The following is a 20,409-nucleotide window of genomic DNA, read 5'->3' on the forward strand; positions in this document are numbered from 1 at the left end:
CTCCAAAATGAGATAGTTAGATATTTGGCTTTTTTATTTTTTGATTTTCTTTAATTTGTGCCAAAATTCAGCCTTCGGCGAAATAATCATTAAATAATTTCAATTACGCAAAGAAGACAAACTAAACAGAATCTATTTAAACCTTATGCCATATACAGAGGAAGCGACACAACCAATAATTGAAAGGCTGAAACAACGGTACCTCCATGCTCATGAAACCGTCGTGTCGATTCACCTGTTCCTCACCGGCCGGCAACCTGAAGTCCCGGTACTGACAACACCAGACGAAGCTGCAATGGCAGGCGCACTTATCCCGCTACTGTCTTTGCCCGACCAATGGAATGATAATGACCGACTGGTTTTACAGTTACTATCCGAACCACAGGTATGGGACCAAAATGAAGCTGCATTTCTTTCGCATATCGTTCCTATGCTAGATATGCCAGGCAGCTCCAATTCCATCGTACAACGCTTTAGTGCATTCACCAACTTCCTGCAAGACAGGGGCTTTGCCCCTGAGAAAATAGGCTCCATGATGATTCTTTATTCGAGAGAAGGAAATAATATGGACCTTATGCCATTGAAATTTTCTCCCGTTAGAAAATTCTTGCAAGACTTACTCAAATCCACTGACAGCTCGTCGATACAACCATACCTTCACCGCTGGGAACATCTCAGCTGGAATTCCCTGTTCTTTCGTCTTCTTGCTAAAAGTCATCCCGAACTGGAGATGACCTACCTGGAAAAACAACTCCTGGCCCAGGTACCAGGGTATCTGCATAGTGAACTCGCCAACGCCTTACTTCAGCATAATTACAGCAAATATGAACCGCTGATGCTACAGGTAATACAAGGACCACCACCACCCGTTGCCGTACAACTTGGTGTGCAACTGGCGCTGACCAACTATCAGCCAGATACCTACCAGGCCGGACTTCTACCATTATTCAGACAATACCTGCACGACTATACGCAGCAACCGCCCGCAGAAGAAGCCTATGCCTCTACCCTGCTCCATGCGGATGCCGTAGCCTCTTATCCGCTTAGTGTAATAGCCTTGCACGGTATTTTACAACATAATGCATCCGAAGGAATCGCTTACCTGCAACAGTTTATTGCAGAGAAACGCTTCCTGCCGCAAGACTGCTTCGATATCCTGACCCGTCAACTGCAGGTAGCTGCCGTACCGCTGCTGCTGGAAGCGTTGCATCAGGATTATGATATTCGTATGCTGCTGCCATTACTCGAACAATTTGATCCAAGTCTATACCTGGAAGCGCTCTGGCCTTATACCATGCATAAGCTGAAATCTGTTCGTATGGCCGTGGCGCCAATCCTGGCAAAAGATGCGGACGCTGTCAGCAAAGCGGCTGGCCTGCTGCAATACAAGAAAGCAGAACAACGCCTCACTGCCTCGCTGATACTTTGCACCATCAATACCGCAGAAGCACGTACACTCATACAAGAGGCACTGCACAATGAGATCAACGACGATGCCCGTGACCTTATGCTGGAAACATTAGGCAATACCATCCAGTATACCGCAGAACCAGCCACAGTCGATTATCTCGTAGCTTCGGCGAAACGCAGAAACAAGCTTTCCAGACCAATGGAAAAATGGCTGGACGACCAGGCATTACCTCCGTTATACATGCACGACGGCACCGTTCTGCCACTGGAAGTAAGCAGGTTCCTGATCTATCGTATGTCGCGCATTAAAGAAATGGGTTCCGACGTAGAAGCCAAACCATTGCTGGAACTGCTGGACAGGACCCGCAACGACGACTTCGCGATGGCCTTGTTCCATATCTACGAAGCACATCAGGGCGATACACAGCTCAAATATATATTAGCTACCGCTGCACTTACCGGTGGCGAGCAACTTGGCAATGCACTTCGTGAAAGCATTGGCAGCTGGATTAATAACCGCAGGCCACGACAGGCAGAACATGGACTCGCTGCACTCGCACTCCATGCAGAGAAAAAATCGCTGCAAGTTGTAGAGAAATATGCCAGGAAATATATCACGCGTCGTGTAGCACTGGGTAATGCCGCCAGACAAGCACTTTCACGCTCCGCAGCAGAACTCGGACTCACCATGCACGAACTCGGCGACAGGATTGTACCGGACCTGGAATTCCAAGGATTGGTGAAGCCTTTCATCAATAAAGATGAAACCTGGAAAGGCATGGTCGACCTGGATTTTCGTATAGGCTACCTCAATAAACGCAACAGACGTATGAAAACCCCTCCGGGGCAAACAACTGCTGTTGTAAAAAGGTTCTTTAAAACTACACAGAAAAACTTACCCGAGCTGGCGAAAATGCAGGCCTCCCGACTGGAGCAGTTTCTGATTACACAACGTAATTGGACAGCCACACAATGGAATGCACTGTTTCTACACAACCCAATCATGTTTGTATTTGCCAACAGGCTCATATGGGCATGCTACGATGAAGCAGGGCAATTTACTGCCGCTTTTCGCTGTACCGAAAATAGTACGCTTATAGATGTACGTGGAAATGCATACGAGCTGCCAGACACGGCTACTGTTCGACTGCTACATCCACTACAAATTGATGCGACCTGCAGAGAACAATGGCAGCAACATTTTGCAACACATCATATCATCCCTGGGTTTGCACAGCTGGAACGGCCAGTATCCGAGCTGAATATTCAGCAGCGTCAGCAAACGATGATTTATGATTTTGAAGATATCATCATGGAGCAAGAAGCCCTCAACAACCTGATGGAAGAAAAGGGCTGGAAGCTGAGGACCAGTGAGGACAATAAGCCTCAGTCTTTCCATAAAACAGACGATATAAACCAGGTAGAAGCCGTGATAGAATTATCCGGTATCTACCTGGAATCAGGTATCCAGTGTAAGCTGGGTATCCTCTACTTCATTGACTTGCAGAAAGCAGGCGATGAAGAATTCCATCGTACTGATAAGAATGCGGGGGCTTATATGTTGCCACTGCACAGAGTTCCGGCAGTATTCTATTCCGAGGCAGTTACAGATATTTCGAGGCCGGGCTCCACAATCGAACTGGTATAACAGTAACGTACATACGAAATACAAAAACAAATATGCCACCTCTACTGAGTAGAGGCGGCTTTTTTGTTTTATAGCTCCTTGGAAATGAAGGCGGGGTATGTATCTGTGGAGATTTTCCGGATGCGGGTTTTGGTATCAAAATCATAATAGAAAGGAATATAGCCGAAGCGTAGCTTTCCTCCTTCCAGGTACCAGCGGACGGCCGCATCGAAGGCTACAGCGCGGTACCGGTCTTCTCCAGCTGGCATATCTCTATACAATAACTGTTCTTCTCTCCAACTCACCTCTTCTTCATTTACATAGACATTATACACCCCATATACAACTGCTTCCATGGTATGTGCAGGTACAGTGGAAGACAGTAGGTGCATAAACCCCGTCATATCCCCGGAAGATTTGCGCATGGCTAGTTCATACCGGAATACGCTGGTACCTGTAAAATCCTTTTCCAGCGGCCCTTCTGTTCCATCTTGCAATACCTTATAAACTTTTTCATTGGTAACAGTAGTCATGTGGAATTGTATACCGTTTTCGGTTTCAGAGAGATCAGAGAATAACATCTTATCACTGTAGATCCCTTTCATGGCGCCTTTTTCAAGCTGATAAGTTAATTCCGGGGTCTCCAGCATTTTTCCCAGCACATGTGTGCGGATGAAATCGTGTAACATTTGCTTCATACTTAAACTAAGGATTGAAAAGGAAAAAAGTTCAACTACTCCGCCCCAAAATGTTGCCATACTCCCCAAGCAGCCACCAGCAAAGATTTTACCAACTCATCCTACTTAAGAAATTTAAAAAGTTTATAGTCAACCAGTTAAGAAAATGGCCCATCAGGGCATAGTATTAGTATTATAATAAGCAAATCATTAAACCAGTTATATTTTATGAAAAGCCCAACCACAACAATGATCACTACAATGGCGCTACTGGTATTAGTATTTTTCATGCCGCGCAGTAGCTACCAGGCAAGGGCTGCTAATCTTCCCGTTACAGTAAACCTACCGGTGCAGGATACATTTCCGCCTAAGCAAAGTAAACCCGGTTTCCCACCACAAGAGCGGGATACATCCAATCCGGGTACTCATCAGGCAAAGAGTAAATCTGGAAAGAACAAGCAACATCAACACAATACCAAACCGGTAAATTAGCACAGTCCGTACATAAAATAAAAACGCCGTCTCTGCAATGCAAGGCGGCGTTTTACATTATTTATTAATTAATCGATTTAGCATACTACTTTATTCAATTAATAAGGATTCCTATCAAGGTGTATAAGTAACCCCGCTACCGTATAACACATTGGAGACGGCAGACATATATGTATGCTGGTCTGTACTGGTGAGATTATACCACAGATAAACGCCGTAGCCATTGGTTTTGGTGGAATTCGCCAGGCTCACGGCTGTACTTTGGCTGGTAGCCTGGAGATTAACAGCGGCAGGCGCCAGTTGACTTTTCGTTAGTCCGGCAACGTTAGGAACGGAATAACTGCCATAAATAGCATTCCAGCTATAGTTTACGAAATCGCCGGCTTTCTGGCCGCCATAAGACAAGCGGGAAGCAGCAGGGCCATAATAATAGAAAGAAATGATTTTAGCAGGCATTAATGATCTTAACTCAGAAAGTAAAAATACGAAGGAGCTATCGTTTGGCTGTCCGGTGCCATTAGTGCCGTAATCAGCATATTCATCGTCGAAATCGATGCCATCCAATCCATAATAAGCCACGGTATCTGCCAGTTGTTTGGCAAAATTATGCGCGGAGGTGCGACTTGTAAAGTTGCAGAAGCCCGCACCCTGGTGGTTGCCGAGGATAGACAATAAAACCTTCATGCCTTTGTTCTGTAATGGAACGATTTGAGTAGCCTTGTTTACCAGCACACTGGTTACCTGCGGATTGTTGTACAATACAGCTTTCCCGGTACTGGTGTTGTAATTGATGTTGGCCGCGAAGATGATAGCGATATCAAACAGCTGTTGCCCGCCAGTGGTAAGTGTGTACTTACCTGTATTCAGGATACTGTTGCTGTTTACTTCTACATAACAGACAGACATACCGCCTGATTTGGTAACAGTTTCCGTATGTGCTTTAACGTTAGTATTACTGCTCAGCGCATTGTCCTTTTTACAGGCAGTGGCAAGGAGGATAACAAGTGAAATAAATAATACGGACGTCAGGAAAGTCCCGTGGAATGTCGATTTCATAACTTTTGGTTTGATGGGTTTGATGGTTAAGAATAGATAAAAAGATGCCTGGCCGCATCCTGGCAGAGATAACGGGTTAAAATAGTGTGCTAAATCCCGACTAATAAAAAATAATGGAATTCGAATTCTTACTTGAATATAACTAAAATCCAATAAAACAACTAAAACGTTTAAGCTGCCTACCACAGAGGATTTCAGCATAGTTTAGCAAAGGGGATAATTATCCTGATTGGGATTGCTGCGGTTGCCTGCTAAACAAAGTAAACATCTCAAATAAATAAAGACTTATCGCTTAGCTGCATACTGTTTCTAGTCTCCTCTACCCCTATGCTGCATAGCCTGCCTGTCACTTGCAGTCATAGTTTGTAAGTTTAAGCATACAAGCCAGGATTTGATCCTCCTATAGATGTAGCACTGATATCCCCCAATATGATCTCCTAAATTCCTGTATGATGAAAAAACTGTACTTGCTGTTATCACTTTTCTGTAGTTTGCCCGCCTATGCTCAGTTAACGCCTCCCCTGAGTATGCAGGTAGCCAGGGCTGAACTCAGATCAAGACAAATCATCTCCCCAGCGCCGGAAGCTGCCGAACTTGGAAAATATGGCAATGCACCGGTAAGCCTTTATACCGGCATGCCCGACATTGCCATTCCTATTTATACACTGCAGGGTAATAACCTCTCCATCGCGTTGAGTTTGCATTTTGATGCCGGCGGCTTCAGACCACAGGATGCACCTACCTGGGTAGGCCAGAACTGGTCACTGTTTGCAGGAGGGGTGATCACCAGAGTAGTACGTGGCAATCCAGATGATCAACATTATGCCACACTGAATATTCCTCCGACCAGCAATTTTTTCTCCCAGCAAGACACATTAGGGCAAATAAAAGCAGGCGTTGTGGAAATGGAGCCGGATCATTATTATTACAACTTCGACAATTATACCGGAAAATTTATTGTTACACCCAGTGGCCAGATAGTTACGAAAATGCGAAATATGATGAACATTCAGTTTGATTCCAGCGGTATATTTGTGACAGATGATAAAGGCACCCGCTACCGCTTTGCAGATAAGGAATTCAGCCGCATGGAACTACCATATGACCCATCCCCTGATTCGGCTATGGTTCGTACATATCACTATATATCAAGCTGGTATCTCACCAGTATCGTCGCGGCTAACGGTCATGAACAAATACGATTCGATTACGATTCTACTACGGAATATCCCATCGATATACAAAATACAAATAACACCGCCGTTTCCCGGAGTTACGCTACTATCAAGCATTACGACAGTAGTGGCATGATAGTCATTCATGCCATTGATAGTAACAGTAACGTATATACGGGGCCATTTACCTACAGTACCCGAAAATTTCTAAAAAAAATATCTCTGATCCGGGATGATAGTCTCATTGCCTATATTTCCCTGAAAGCTACACCCAATATCGATTCTGTTGGTGGTCGCCAACTGGATACCATTGCGGTATACGATGCCATTGGTGGCAAATCCCGATTGGTAAAGCAATTCAGATTGGGATATGGCAATTATGTCAATAATGCTAATAGTTTCACCAAACAGCGATTGAGGCTCGACAGCCTACAGGAACTTACGGTAAAACAAGATATTGCATCACCTCCGCCCTATCAGTTCTTTTACAATATGGACGCCGCTATGCCGGAAAGATTCTCCAAAAGTATTGACCATTGGGGATTTTATAACCGCGCCAATAATTCATCTTTAGTTCCAAATGTAAAAATCAACAACCCTGCAAACCCAGCGGATAGCATAATAGGCGGAAATGCTAACAGGGAACCGGATCTCACTGGATCATCCTATGCCATGATCAACAAAATTATTTATCCAACTGGCGGTTACACCAGTTTAGAATACGAATTACACAGCAGTTTAAATCAGAATCAATCCATACGGACATTAGGTGGTGTTAGAATTAAAACTATTGCTGAATATGCCCTACCATATATCCCCGGCATGTTTGGCAAAATAAAATCTTATAGTTATCTCAATGATTGGAATCTCAACAAAATAAGTGGTAAATCAGATGAAACATTTCCCGCATACCTCGTAACCTCCTCCTATGAAAACCGGGATCTAGACAGTCTTTCAGGTGATTATCTTCAAAACCAGACCAATTATACAGTTACTGCAAATGGTTCTTTTGGCCTTGGTGCTTTTCAAGGAATGCATATCGGTTATTCAGAAGTCTCGGAAATCCTGGTAGATGGCCGCCTACCCTTTACACATGGGAGAACATTATACAGGTATCAGTTGGGAAATATCATTACTGCTGATGAAGACATCTCCAATGGAGCCTTAATTCTGCTGCAATTCTATAACCGTCCTGGTGTATTAAGATATCAATTATCCAATACCTATACCATCAATACTAAAGACTCGTTCTTAACTACACAGGTAAAGCCAATATTAACGCAGACCAACCAGGTGCTATGGTGTGAAACGCAGGACTCCGTCGGAAATCCGTTGTATAAAGGATACACAATATTACAGGGACTACCCGCGGGCTGCATTGATTCAAGAAATTATCCCACACTGCTAAAAGCCAATAACTATGTTTTTAAGTCTCAGGAAAAATATCTTTCTAAACAGGAGGAGCTGCGCGCCGATGATTTCACGAACCAATTGCTCAAAATTACTACCCAATATACTTATGGGAATTCGGCACATATCTATCCTACCCTTATTAATCGATTTGGGTATCGCATAAATGAATTCACCCGTAAAAAGTATATCGCTGATTACACAGGGCCAACAGGGCCTAATGACGCGGGTATTCCGTTAATGCAATCCAAAAATTACCTGAGTGCGGAAGTGGAGTCTTATCAATATCGTGCCCCTTTTGTTGGCACTGAAAAGAGAGTGATCAGTGGTACAATTAATTATTACGGCGCCGATTTATTACCAGTAAAACAACTAGCTATTGAATCCAAAACACCCATCACTAGCTTCCAGGAATCAACACTGACTGCAGGCGGCCTAAGCATTGACCCGGCGTATAAACCACAAGTCTATTACACTTATAAAAATGGCGCACTGGCATCCAAACAAAAACATGCAAGCGCCATCACCCGATACCTGCGTGGTTATAACAACAGTTACACCGTAGCGGAAATGACCGGCGGAAATAGTGTACATGCAGCGTACTATAATTTTGAAGATAATGGGCAAGCCTGGTACGGCACTCAGATAAGCGGCTATACGATCACGGATACTATTGCATATTCCGGGCATAGGAGTGCAGTAATTCCTACGGGCGGCATGATCCTGATTCCCGCTTCTGCCCTGCGGGTCACCATGAGGCTTTCCTTCTGGCTATATAGCGGTAACATCGGGGTGAAACAGGGCCTTGCAACCATTTCACCTACTTTTACAGGACCTTCACGGAATGGTTGGACATATTACGAATATCGTTTCGATCCTGCTGATGGAAATGTTCAACTCACTGGCAACAACACTATTATAGACGAGTTACGCTATGTCTATTTCATTGCTGACATTAAGAGTTATACCTATGATCCGCTGACAGGCATGACAAGTAGCAATTCAGCCAATGACCGCATTCTCTTTTATGAATATGATGGATTAAACAGACTGGTAAATATCAGAGATGAAAATAAGAGTATCCTGAAGAATTATAAATATAACTATGGTCCTGGCATACCTGTAGACATCCCACATTAAGTACCCCCCACAATCTGTTTGTATGAAACGAATACTGATCATCATATGCCTGATTTTATACGTAGGTCCGGCTTTTAGCCAGTTAAGTACAGGCAATAATTTTATAGTAGAGACTACCATCAAAGTTCCCGGCATCACTAATCAAGCTGCTGTAGACGCATTATCTGCAGATCAAAAGTCCAGCACAGTTACTTATTTTGATGGCGTAGGAAGACCATTGCAAAAAGTTATGGTACAAGGGAGTCCTGATTTAAAAGATATGATAATACCATTCTATTTTGATAACCAGGGAAACAATATCCAGATCTTTCTACCTTATACTGATCTGAATAGCAGTAACTATGGTAGTTTCAGAGCAACTGCTTACCAGGACCAACGAACGTTCTACAACCCTTCCAATACCACCGTGGTGAATATTGCAAAAGATAATCTTCCAATTAAGGTATTACGCTTTGAGGATTCTCCTCTGAACAATCTACAGGCGGTGGGTGGCCCTGGCGCAAACTGGAACCCGTACGGAGGACATGCTACCAATACTAATTTTTCTTTGATAGCGTCTGGCTTTCCCATCAGCGATAGTTTACAAGTACACTGGACAATTACTTCCGACAGTGGTGCTGTACCTACCGCCTTCTTAATGGTACCGCTGGAGGCACATAAAATTATTACGACAGACCCGCAGGGCAATCAGACGATTGATGTTTATGATATTGACTATAATCTTATTACCAGAAGAAAATATGCAGATACAGTGGCACTGGATACCCATTATGCATATGATGATTTCAACCGCCTCCGTTATATAATGCCTCCAGGTGCATCCAACCAGTTGAGACGCAAGAGCCCTTTATGGACAGTAGACAGCATTCCCGGAATAAAAGAAGGCTACTGCTATGCTTATGATTATGATGCCAGAGGAAGGATTATCAGAGAGAAAAAACCCGGAGTTGGGCTTGTGGAGATGGTATACGATGCACAGGACAGAATGGTTTATAAAAGAGATGGCAATCTTTTAGCAAAAGGACAATGGTTGTATTATGCCTATGATGCTTTTGGTAAAATTACTGGCACCAGCTTATGGCTAACAACCAATTCCCGTAATGCTATGCAGGAAAAAGTAAACGCCTATATCTATGATTCGATTGTTGGGAATCTGTTTATACCATCGCCAGACTTCACGCCAGCAGTTGGTTCGACACAAAATGTATATACAACCAGTGGTGTTGCCGTCGACCCGCTATTAGTATTTGTTCCTGCTGAAATGTTGAAATTGCAAAACGGTAACAGCACCTCTCCTGATATTGTAAGCACGGCTTCAAAACATACTGTTGACTTGAAATACCTTGACGGCGCAACGGTATTGGATAGCACCTTAAATCTTCCGGCCTATTACTATTATGATGATAAGACCAGATTAATTCAGAAGGTATCCAAAAACATAAACGGAGGTGTCGATATCAAAAGTATTCGGTATGATTATGAAGGTAAGGTATTAAGTACCTATGACCATTACAGGAATCCTAAAAGTACAGTTACACCAGAACTCAAAATTCTTACTGTCAGATATTATGATGGCATCGGAAATCTAACACAGATAGATAAACAACTTAATGATTCGGGATCATTGAAAACAATCGTGCAGCTGCGCTACAATAGTGTTGGTCAGCTCATTAGCAAAACGCTGGGTAACAACCTCGATAGCATAAAGTATTACTATCATATTCAAGGCTGGCCCCAAGGAGTGAACAAAGAATACCTGCGCATTGGTACCGGCAACTATTTTGGTTTCGAGCTTGGCTACGATGATACTACTTCTGCCATCACTAGTGTTAACTACATCAACCGGCAGTATAATGGTAATATTGCTGGCTCCATCTGGCGATCCGCCAATGATAACATCTTACGTAAATATGATTTCAAGTATAGTAAAACAGATAATTTACTACGTGCCGATTTTTTACAGGAAGATGCAGGCAGCAGCTGGTCCAATAGTTTGGTTGACTATACCGTCAGCGGCATAAAATACGATGTTAATAGCAATATCCTGTCGCTAACACAGAAGGGACTTTCGGGCACGTCTTCCATATTTATAGACAGCCTGAAATATGAATACATTTTCAACAGCAATAAGCTATATTATGTAACTGACAGAGTGAATAATCCGCTCAGCACACTGGGGGACTTTAAAGAAGCCAATACTGATCTGCAACAAGACCACGACTATGATGCTAACGGTAATCAATATCTCAATATGAATAAACTGACGCAGGTGCTACGCTATAATTACCTGGATCAGCCAGATTCTATTTATATGTGGGGAAAAGGATATGTAGTATACACTTATGATGCTAAAGGAAATAAATTACAAAAAGCAGTCACAGATTATACCGGCGCCGGGAAATATACCACCATAGGCTATTTGGGCGATCTCGAATTTAGGAATGACACCCTGCAATCCATTACGCATGAAGAAGGTCGTATACGCGTGATAGCGAAGTCTGGCCAACCGGTTACCTATATCTATGATTACTTTGAAAAAGACCAGCTGGATAATGTAAGGGTAATACTAACAGAGCAAACAGATACCAGTCTTTATAGCGCCAGTATGGAAACTGCTAATGCGGCCAGAGAAGAAAATACTTTCAGTAACATCTCGGCTACACGTAGTGCTAAGCCGCCAGGATACCCTGCCAGCAATGGCAAAGAGAAAAATGAGTTTGTAGCTTTGTTATCCGGCAAGCCGGAAGACAGAAAAACGGGGCCTTCTTTGGTATTACGCGTGATGGCTGGAGATACCGTCCAAATTGGGGCAAATGCTTTTTATAAAAGTGCTGCCGTAAAGAAAAACAATCTGTTGTCGCCAGTGTCAGGGCTGTTAAACCAGGTATTACAAAGTGGCTCAGCTCAGGCGGGGGGTAATGCCAGCCACACAAACATGTTTGCTGATCAGCCACCATTGATAGCGAACAACCTTACACCAACGAATTATGAACGACTGAAATCCAGTACTGATCAACATTATGATCCTCTCACGCCCAAAGCCTACCTGAATTATATATACTTTGATGATCAGTTTAAAATGGTAGAAGATGGTAGTGGCCTCAAACAGGTAAAATCTATTCCTGACCAAATACAACAATTGGGTACAGAAAAAATGGTAGTCTCCAAAAGTGGCTATCTGTATGTGTTTCCAAGTAATGAAAGTTCGCAGCAGTTATACTTTGATGACATCACAGTATCGCTTATCACCGGCCCATTATTGGAGGTAACGCATTATTATCCTTCGGGACTAGCCATGGAAGGCATTAGCAGCAATGCTTTGAAAGGAACGAACTATCCTGAGAACAAGAAAAAATTTATGAATGGGGAATTACAAAGGGGTGAGTTTATAGATGGTGGCAGCCTGGAGTGGTACGATTTCAAGACATCCCTCTATGATCAACAGGTTGGTCGGTATTTACAATTCCGTAAGCACGATAAATTCCAGGAATACCTCTCTCCTTACCACTACCAATTCAATAAACCAGCAGGATATAGTACACCATTTAACCCCAATGCAGTACCATCAGTGAATGTATTACAGGGCAGAAGCATGGGAGCAAATGCCATACGTAGTGTGCTAATGTTGCCTGCATCTAACTAAATAAATAACGGGTGACTTCAATTGATTTGAGTCACCCGTTGTTTATTTAAGGTTAAATGGTAAGTGCTTAATACCTGTCGTTCTGTGTCATATTAGGATTGGCCAGTATTTCACTCATAGGTATAGGGAAACGTACATCTCTTAATGGGTCGCAGTTCCTGCTTTCCACCGGTGTAGGTTGCCCGGTGCCAGGATCTACAGCCCCATATACTTCTCCTTTCATAACATCTTTAAAAATATTCCAGCGGCGGATATCAAAGAAACGTGCTCCTTCAAAACACAGTTCCGACATACGTTCGCGGCGTATCAGTGCACGTACTGCCTCCTGGGAATTATATTTTGCAGGATCAACGGCTGTCATACCGGCACGATTACGTATCTGGTTGATATATCCCAGTACGTCAGGATTCTGCCAGTCTCCCAACTCCACCAAAGATTCTGCATAATTCAACAGGATCTCCGCATAGCGGATGATCATATAGTCCAGTGTTTTGGAGCTTGCATTCCTATCTTTAGGGTCCAGGTATTTATTCACCCAGAAACCGGTATTGGTAGAAAACTGTAGGCCAATTTTATCGCTGCCGGTGCTGGCAAAAGGGCGCAGCGTATCGCCCTGGTATACCTGATCGGGCAGTAATACGGCGGCGCTCAAACGCGGATCGCGGTTATTTTTGTAATTCGGCGTTTTATGATAGATAGTCTGTGAGTCGGCAGGCAGCTCTGATAAAGTTTTGCCCTGTAAGGTTTCAAAATTATCTATCACCAGATTACTCGGTGAAACTACTGTTTTCCCTCCTACCCCTGCTGGTGCAAACGTGCTCCAGGCCCCGCTGCATCCACCGTCTTTGAAGAAGATACGCTCTTTGTTCAGCTCTCCTGCATAGGTAAATAGCTCTGCATAACTGTTGGCTTTTGCGTTGGAGGTCTTATACAGGCTATATACGCCCTGATCTATCACAGCACGGGCACTTGACTTCGCCAGGTCGTATTTACTGTAAAACAGGGCTAATTTGCTGATTAACGCATAACATACGCCTGAGGATATACGCCAGGCTTCATTGCTATTATACGTGGCAGGCAGATTTGGCGCGCATGCTGTCAGCTCATTCACAATAAAATCGTAGACTTCCTGCTCTGTATTCCGCTTCAGATCACTCTTTAGCGGTTCCACAGCGGTAGTTACAATAGGAATACCACCAAAAAACATCAGCAGCTCCATATGGTAATAGGCACGCATCGCTCGGGCTTCGTTTTTATAGCGTTCCTTCAACGTGGAGTCCATATAGCAACGGTCCACGTTTTCCAGGAAGCGGCATGCCCTGCGGATGTCTTTGTAGTCATCTCTCCATACCATCAAGGCTACATCCCAGGTACTATTCTGTAGTCCTTTAGCATAAAGCTCGTATGCACCTCTGGTATCCTGCCTGGCCACCGCCTCATCACTCAGCGCTGATAAAAACATCAGCTGCCTTCCATCACTACCACCCGGCAGTCCCGCATATACGGACCCCAAAGCCCCCGTGGCATTGGCTTCCGTCTTCCACCATGTAGCATCTGTCACGGAAGTAGGGTCATCATGCGTCAGGAATTTCTCACAACTTGTCAAAAATAGTATAGCTATAATAAGCATCCAGCGATTTGTATACTGCATGTTGTAAGTTTTTAGAATTGAACATTAATACCAGCAATAAATGTCTGCATCACACCGTAAGTCCATTGGTTACCCTGGCTTTCAGGATCCATCAGCTTCATGGAGCTCAGTGTCCAGGCATTCTGCGCGTTTACATAACCGCGGATACGACTGATACCTCTGCGCTTCAGGCCATCAGAGATAACATTGTATCCCAGCTGGGCATATTTCAGACGCAGGTAAGCACCGTTCTCAAACCAGAAATCTGAAGAGTATTTGCTGTTGGCCGGTGCTGCAGACAAGCGTGGAAACATAGCATTGGTACGCTCTGGCGTCCAATACCTGGAAGAATAATATTTCGTTGGCACGCCCCCGTCTTTACTCATATCCAGCGGTAATGCCAGCATGCCCTGTAATACCGCATCACATTTGTTGACCCCCTGGAACATGAACTCCAGGTCCCAATTTTTATAGGCAATGCGGAAGTTGGCGAAATAATTAGTGGTAGGCACGGGATTGCCTATACGCATTTGGTCATCACTATCGATAATCTTATTACCATTTCTATCTACATACTTAATATCTCCGGGCTTAGACCCTGCAACCATTGGTATCAGTGGGTTTCCGGCGGCATCAAAATCAGATGCCTGTAGTAATCCTGCTGTCTTATATCCAAACCAGCTGTTGATCGCACCGCCCACTTCATTGATATTAGTAGTGGTCACTTTCGAACCACCTTCCAGGGCAAGAATCTTGTTTTGATTGAAGGTAATACCCGGACGTACAGAAATATTAATAGCCTTGGTAAGTTGCGCATTATAGTTCAGCGAAATTTCCCAGCCTTTGTTGGAAACCTTTCCGGCATTCACCGGCACTGCGGCCTCAAAGCCGCCAGTATAAGATAATTGTGGAAACAGAATCATGCCAGTAGTTTGTTTACTATAGTAATCTGCTACCAGTTCCAACTTACTGCCAAACAAAGCGAGATCCATACCGATATCCAGCATATTTACAGACTCCCAGCTGATGTCAGGGTTACCATTACTCACTTCTACGCCACTGCTGTTGTTAATAGTAGTCTGGTACTGATAGAGATCAATACCTTCATTTCCTAGTCTGCCATAAGAAGCTCTGAGCTTCATATTATTCACTGCCCTGATGCTTTGCATAAATGGCTCCTTGCTTACGTTCCAGCCGATTGCTGCAGAAGGAAAGAAGCCGTATTTATGACTGGGACCAAATTTGGAAGAACCATCTGTTCGGCCGGTAAGCTCAAGCAGGTATTTATCTTTATAAGAATAATTTGCTTTGGCATATGCAGATAAAATAGACCATATGCTTACTGTTGTTACATCAGAGGAAGATGATTGTCCGGAACCATTGCTTTCTTCCTGGGAATAGCCTGCCATTATAAACAGGTGATGATCATTTTTATCGATCGTATAATCCGCATTGGCGCCAAGATAGTAATAAGTCGTTCTTGCTAACTTATTGGCGCGTTGTTGCGTCCAGGTCTGCAATAGCTGCCCTGTATAGTAATCAAAGAAATTATAGTTGTCGCGGGTATCGTTGGTGATGTCACTATTCAATCTGAAACTGAACTGTCCACGAAGAAACAGGTTGGGCAATACTTCCCAGCGTGGTTGCAGGTTAATGCTTGATTGTCCGTATTCTCCTTTACGGATACCGCCTTTCTCCGCATAGGCCAGTGGGTTAACGATATCTGCATATCTCCCATAAATATCTACACCGTTTTTAGGTTCAGGATATTTAGGAAGAATAGTAGGCGGCACACGGTATATATCTTCCAATATCCTGTTTCCACCAGTACCATTGGGCCTGTTGGGCTGTGAGGTATTTCTTTTGATCGCCAGTACATCGATGTTTACCAATAATTTTTTACTGAGAGAGACAGAAGTATTGGCGCGTACATTGTATTTTCTGGACCTGGACAAAGGTATCATTCCTTCCTGGTCCTGGTAGTTGATATTGAGTGCAAAGCGGGCCATGTTATTACCGCCGCTAACACCGAGCGACTGACTATTGATGGGTGCTCTTTTATTGACGATCAGGTCCTGCCAGTTGGTGTTAGGATACTTTACTTTATCGGTACCCGCGATGGTGGCTTGTATGGCGTCTTCGGTATAGAAGGGTTGGTTGCCGGCATTTACCTGTGCTTCGTTGTACATGCGCATATACTGTGGCGCATCTACCAGATCAGGCATAACTGTTGGTGATTGTATACCATAATAACCGTCGTACATCACGCTCACTTTTCCAGGAACACCGCGCCTGGTGGTAACGAGTATAACGCCATTGGCTGCACGCGCGCCATAGCTGGCGGCGGCGGCAGCATCTTTAAGTACGGTAACACTTTCAATGGTGAGTGGATCGATATAATTCATATCCATCGGCACACCATCCACAAGTACCAGTGGGTTAGAGTTGTTGAGTGTGCTGATACCGCGGATTTTTATTACGGCGGCATCACCACCTGGCAGGCCACTGCTCTGGTTTACCTGTAAGCCGGTAATCCCCCCCTGCAGCGCCTGTGAAATGGTGGTCACCGGTTTTCCGTTTAACGCCGATGCTACATTGAGCGTAGCAACGGAGCTGGCTATATGTTTACGTTGCTGCTCTGTAAGACCCACTACCACTACTTCATCCAGCTTGGAAACATTCTCTTTCAGCGCGATGGTAAGACCGTTGTTGGTATTCAGCACCATATATTCCTGTGGCAGATAGCCAATCTGAGAAAAAATAATGGGATGATTGCGTGGTACACGGATACTGAAATATCCATCCGGATCAGTGGTGGTGCCGATAGCGCCGTCTTTTTGTTTGATGGTAACACCTGGAAGTCCTTGTGGCGGCTCGTGTGTATCGTACACACGGCCTTTCACCAATACCAGACTATCATCAGAAAGTTGTTTGCTTTGCCTGGCAGGCATTTGTGTTTTGGGCACAATGGTGACCTGCTTACCAGTAATCGTATAGCCGAGGGTGGTAGATGCTAATCCTTTATCCAATATATCTGTGATATTGGCATGCATGTAGAGGGTGATTTTATCGGAACCTGCAACCAGATCATCTTTATAGAAGAATCGCCATTCGCTTTGTGATTGGATCTGGCGGAATAATTCTGATAGCGGCGCATTCTTTAATTTAACCAGCAGCTGGCCATTCTGGGTGCCAGCGGCACTATACATACCAATAACGGTAAGCAGGGGCAATAGCAGCCATGCAACGTAAAGTTTTCGCATACGTTTGTTTTGTGTGTTAAAGAAAATCGTATATAGGTGCCCGTGAATAGGCATAGCAATCCCAGTAGATAACCCGGCCGTGGTTACCATCCTGATTATGGAATTACGAAATGGCTATGGTTTAATGAATATTATGTTACCTGAAATATTTTCATATCGCATGGAAGTGGCTTCAGCAATACTTTTCAGCACATCGTCCATATTATTATGGAGGTCGATATCGCCAGAAAAAGTTTCACTGCCTTTGGTTGAATTAATAGTAATTTTTCTGTTATAAAACCTGGATAGTTTCTTTAAAATCTCTTCTAATGTTGTGTGCATGGCTACCAGGTGATGATCTTTCCAGGCGGTATACATTTCGGTTGGCACCATTCCGGCATCGATTTGCTGCCCATCGGCCACTACGGCCATTTGCCCGGGTTTAAGCAATGCTGCCTGTTTTCCCGTTTCAACAGCGATACTACCGCTGCATAAAACGAATTGCTGTTGCTGATCATCTTTATAAGCGCTGATATTAAAAGAGGTACCCAGCACCTTTACTTTTGAATCGCCAGCATATACATAGAATGGACGATCTGCATCTTTACTTACTTCAAAATAACCCTCTCCTTCCAGCACCACACTGCGTTCCGTTTTATTAAATGCTGGCGGGTATATCAGTCTGGAACCGGCGTTCAGCCATACATGTGTACCATCTGCCAATGTAAGTTCAGCGGTATGAGCGTAAGGCACCAGCAGGGTATTGAAGCCGCCCTGATGAGCGTCCTGCTGTACCTGTTGGGTATTTACCGTTACTGTATTGGCAGACTGGTAGCTGATTACCGCCTTTGCCTGCGCTACCTGTACCTGTTTGTTGTTGCTGAGAATTAATCGTACAGCCGTAAGCGTATCTGGTGCGTTGTTATGCATATTGTTGGCAAAACGCAGGATGGTTGGCTGTTCCGAAGGCCTGAGCCAGTAAAATAATGGTAGTAGCAGCAACAGTATAACTGCAGCAGCTTTCCATATATATTGCAGGTAGATGCGTTTGTTTTTCTGCTTCATGCCAACGTCTATCCGCTGCCATAGCATATCTTTTTCGGCGCCGGTCAGGTGTTCATTACCAGCAGCCCGGGTGATAGCCCTTATGCGCATATCCTGTTCACTGTTTTCAAATAGGTCCATTAATATATAAGAGAGCGCGTTTTATTTTTTATAGACGATGTTGGAGAAATATTTTTTATTTTTTTTAGATGTCTGTGAGCAAGAGCAACAGTAAAGCCCCAAAAACCTTTACAGACGTACCTTCCAATGACTCGCGCATTTGTTTAATGGCGCGATAGGCCAAGGTACGACAGGTGGCAATCTCAATTTCCATCACTGCAGCGATTTCTTCGTAAGTAAGATCACAGTGATATTTCAGATAGATGATTTCCTTTTGCCGGGCGGGTAGTTGGTTGAGCTGATCGGCCAGCAGGCGTATCAGTCTTTGTTCTTCCTCGTTGGCGATAATGGAAGACTGTATAGATTCCGACTGGAAATTAAGTGTAAAAAGAGAAATATCGGCCATTAGTTTCACCCTGGCATTCTTTTTCAGGGTGAGGTGTAGTTTGCGACGCATAGCGGCCAGCAGGTAAAATTTAATATTTACACTGCGACTTAATTTATGGTGGTATTGATGTAGATCGATGAAGAGGTCGTGGATACAGTCGAGGATAATTTCTCTGTCGGCCGTATATCTGTTACCGTAAGCGAAGAGGATGTCGGCGTAGATTTCATACAGTGCTTTGAATGCTGGCTGCTCGCCCGCAATGACACTGTTCCACAGCGCAGATTCGTTTACTACCTGATAGTTCTCCAAAACAGAAAGGATAAATTGCCATCAACAGATGGCCTGATAAAATCATGGATAAAAGTACAGTTCCTGGCTAAAAAGTTATATTAATAAATCTTTATTTCACTAGGTCCTACTCGATGGTCTTATCAACAAGATAATAATTTTAGTCGGAGTACTTATACAGGTAGTAAACTTTATTCTTTGATTTATTTTTCGAGGGTGCCGAACAAGCCGTTTTTATAATCGGCAAAGGCCTGTTCTATTTCCTCGCTGGTATTCATAACAAAATTATCTTTGGCGGCAATGGGTTCGTTGATAGGCTCCGCGTTGAGATACAGTATCCTGGTGGCTTCTGTGGCCTGAATATGTACGTCGGCGTTAGGATCGTCTTTATCAAAAATGACAAGGTGATAACCATTAACGCTGGTGCCATTCACCAATACATTACCATCTACTACATACAGCAGCGTCCAGTAATCGCGTTTAGCGTGCAGTGATACAGCAGCCCCCGCATCCAGACTGCCCCATATAGCAGTGATAGGTGTAAAGTTTTGCAGAGGACCTTGCTTGCCTTCATATTCGCCGCCTACCAGTTTCAGATGTACGCCAGGATGGGCAGCCACGTGTGGCATATCTTCTCCTTTAATATACTGGTAGTAAGGATTTTCAAATTTATGAGCAGCAGGTACGTTGAACCAGAGTTGTAATAGTTCGTAGGTACCGCCTTCCTGGAGAAATTCTTCGGAAGGACCTTCACTATGCAGGATACCTTTTCCGGCAAACATCCACTGCACATCGCCTGCGGTCACTGTCATGGCATTGCCGGCATTATCGCGGTGGAAGCCCTGGCCCTGCAACATAAACGTTACCGGTGCAAAGCCCCTGTGCGGATGCGGATGTAGGCGCTCTTCAGGAGAGCCGGCTGCGTAGAACTTCGCCGGCATATGATGCACTACAATAAAAGGATTGGCAAAACGAAACTGCGCTGTTGGGAGCGACTGGCGTACCACTTCTGTATCGGTGATTCGTTTCTCACGGCCTTCCAGCACATGCAGTATTTTCTTTTCCAT

The 20,409-nt window shown here is 44.1% G+C and carries 11 protein-coding genes; 4 read left to right on the forward strand and 7 right to left on the reverse strand.

Annotated elements, in window-relative coordinates; translation table 11 throughout:
* The first annotated feature begins 145 nt into the window (after window positions 1-145).
* Window positions 146-3,058 carry a DUF4132 domain-containing protein gene (locus tag ACE38W_RS17125; protein ID WP_375832491.1) on the forward strand — a complete coding sequence of 971 codons (2,913 nt, stop codon included), beginning with the start codon at window positions 146-148 and terminating at the stop codon, window positions 3,056-3,058.
* Window positions 3,059-3,126: 68 nt separating this feature from the next.
* Here the strand turns inward: ACE38W_RS17125 and ACE38W_RS17130 are convergent, their stop codons facing one another.
* Complete coding sequence (locus tag ACE38W_RS17130; RefSeq protein ID WP_375832493.1) at window positions 3,127-3,735, reverse strand: hypothetical protein; 609 nt, start codon at window positions 3,733-3,735, stop codon at window positions 3,127-3,129.
* A gap of 207 nt (window positions 3,736-3,942) precedes the next feature.
* Here ACE38W_RS17130 and ACE38W_RS17135 point away from each other — a divergent pair, with 207 nt between their 5' ends.
* Entirely contained in the window at window positions 3,943-4,206 is a 264-nt protein-coding gene (locus ACE38W_RS17135; RefSeq protein ID WP_375832495.1) for a hypothetical protein, read from the forward strand.
* 114 nt (window positions 4,207-4,320) lie between these two features.
* Here the strand turns inward: ACE38W_RS17135 and ACE38W_RS17140 are convergent, their stop codons facing one another.
* Window positions 4,321-5,262 carry an endo-beta-N-acetylglucosaminidase H gene (locus ACE38W_RS17140; protein WP_375832497.1) on the reverse strand — a complete coding sequence of 314 codons (942 nt, stop codon included), beginning with the start codon at window positions 5,260-5,262 and terminating at the stop codon, window positions 4,321-4,323.
* Between the two features lie 452 nt (window positions 5,263-5,714).
* On the opposite strand from ACE38W_RS17140, the gene ACE38W_RS17145 reads away from it, so the two are divergent.
* Both ACE38W_RS17145 and ACE38W_RS17150 read left to right on the forward strand, forming a co-directional pair.
* Window positions 5,715-8,987: a hypothetical protein gene (locus tag ACE38W_RS17145; RefSeq protein WP_375832499.1), complete on the forward strand. Its 3,273-nt coding sequence runs from the start codon at window positions 5,715-5,717 to the stop codon at window positions 8,985-8,987.
* Window positions 8,988-9,009: 22 nt separating this feature from the next.
* Window positions 9,010-12,630 (forward strand): DUF6443 domain-containing protein, encoded by a 3,621-nt coding sequence (locus ACE38W_RS17150; protein ID WP_375832501.1) that lies wholly within the window; start codon window positions 9,010-9,012, stop codon window positions 12,628-12,630.
* 67 nt (window positions 12,631-12,697) lie between these two features.
* On the opposite strand, the gene ACE38W_RS17155 is transcribed toward ACE38W_RS17150, so the two are convergent.
* The 5 genes from ACE38W_RS17155 to ACE38W_RS17175 all read right to left on the reverse strand — a co-directional run bounded on the left by ACE38W_RS17155 (window position 12,698) and on the right by ACE38W_RS17175 (window position 20,409).
* On the reverse strand, window positions 12,698-14,281 hold the full coding sequence (locus tag ACE38W_RS17155; RefSeq protein WP_375832503.1) for a RagB/SusD family nutrient uptake outer membrane protein: 1,584 nt from the start codon (window positions 14,279-14,281) through the stop codon (window positions 12,698-12,700).
* An 11-nt stretch (window positions 14,282-14,292) separates the two neighbouring features.
* Window positions 14,293-17,523 carry a TonB-dependent receptor gene (locus ACE38W_RS17160; RefSeq protein ID WP_375832505.1) on the reverse strand — a complete coding sequence of 1,077 codons (3,231 nt, stop codon included), beginning with the start codon at window positions 17,521-17,523 and terminating at the stop codon, window positions 14,293-14,295.
* A 114-nt stretch (window positions 17,524-17,637) separates the two neighbouring features.
* On the reverse strand, window positions 17,638-18,657 hold the full coding sequence (locus ACE38W_RS17165) for a FecR family protein (RefSeq protein ID WP_375832507.1): 1,020 nt from the start codon (window positions 18,655-18,657) through the stop codon (window positions 17,638-17,640).
* Between the two features lie 94 nt (window positions 18,658-18,751).
* A complete protein-coding gene (locus ACE38W_RS17170; protein WP_375832509.1) occupies window positions 18,752-19,363 on the reverse strand; it encodes an RNA polymerase sigma factor in 612 nt (203 codons plus the stop codon).
* A 182-nt stretch (window positions 19,364-19,545) separates the two neighbouring features.
* Complete coding sequence (locus ACE38W_RS17175) at window positions 19,546-20,409, reverse strand: pirin family protein (protein ID WP_375832511.1); 864 nt, start codon at window positions 20,407-20,409, stop codon at window positions 19,546-19,548.

Origin of the sequence: Chitinophaga sp. Hz27 (assembly GCF_042263525.1) — a bacterium.
GTDB lineage: Bacteria > Bacteroidota > Bacteroidia > Chitinophagales > Chitinophagaceae > Chitinophaga.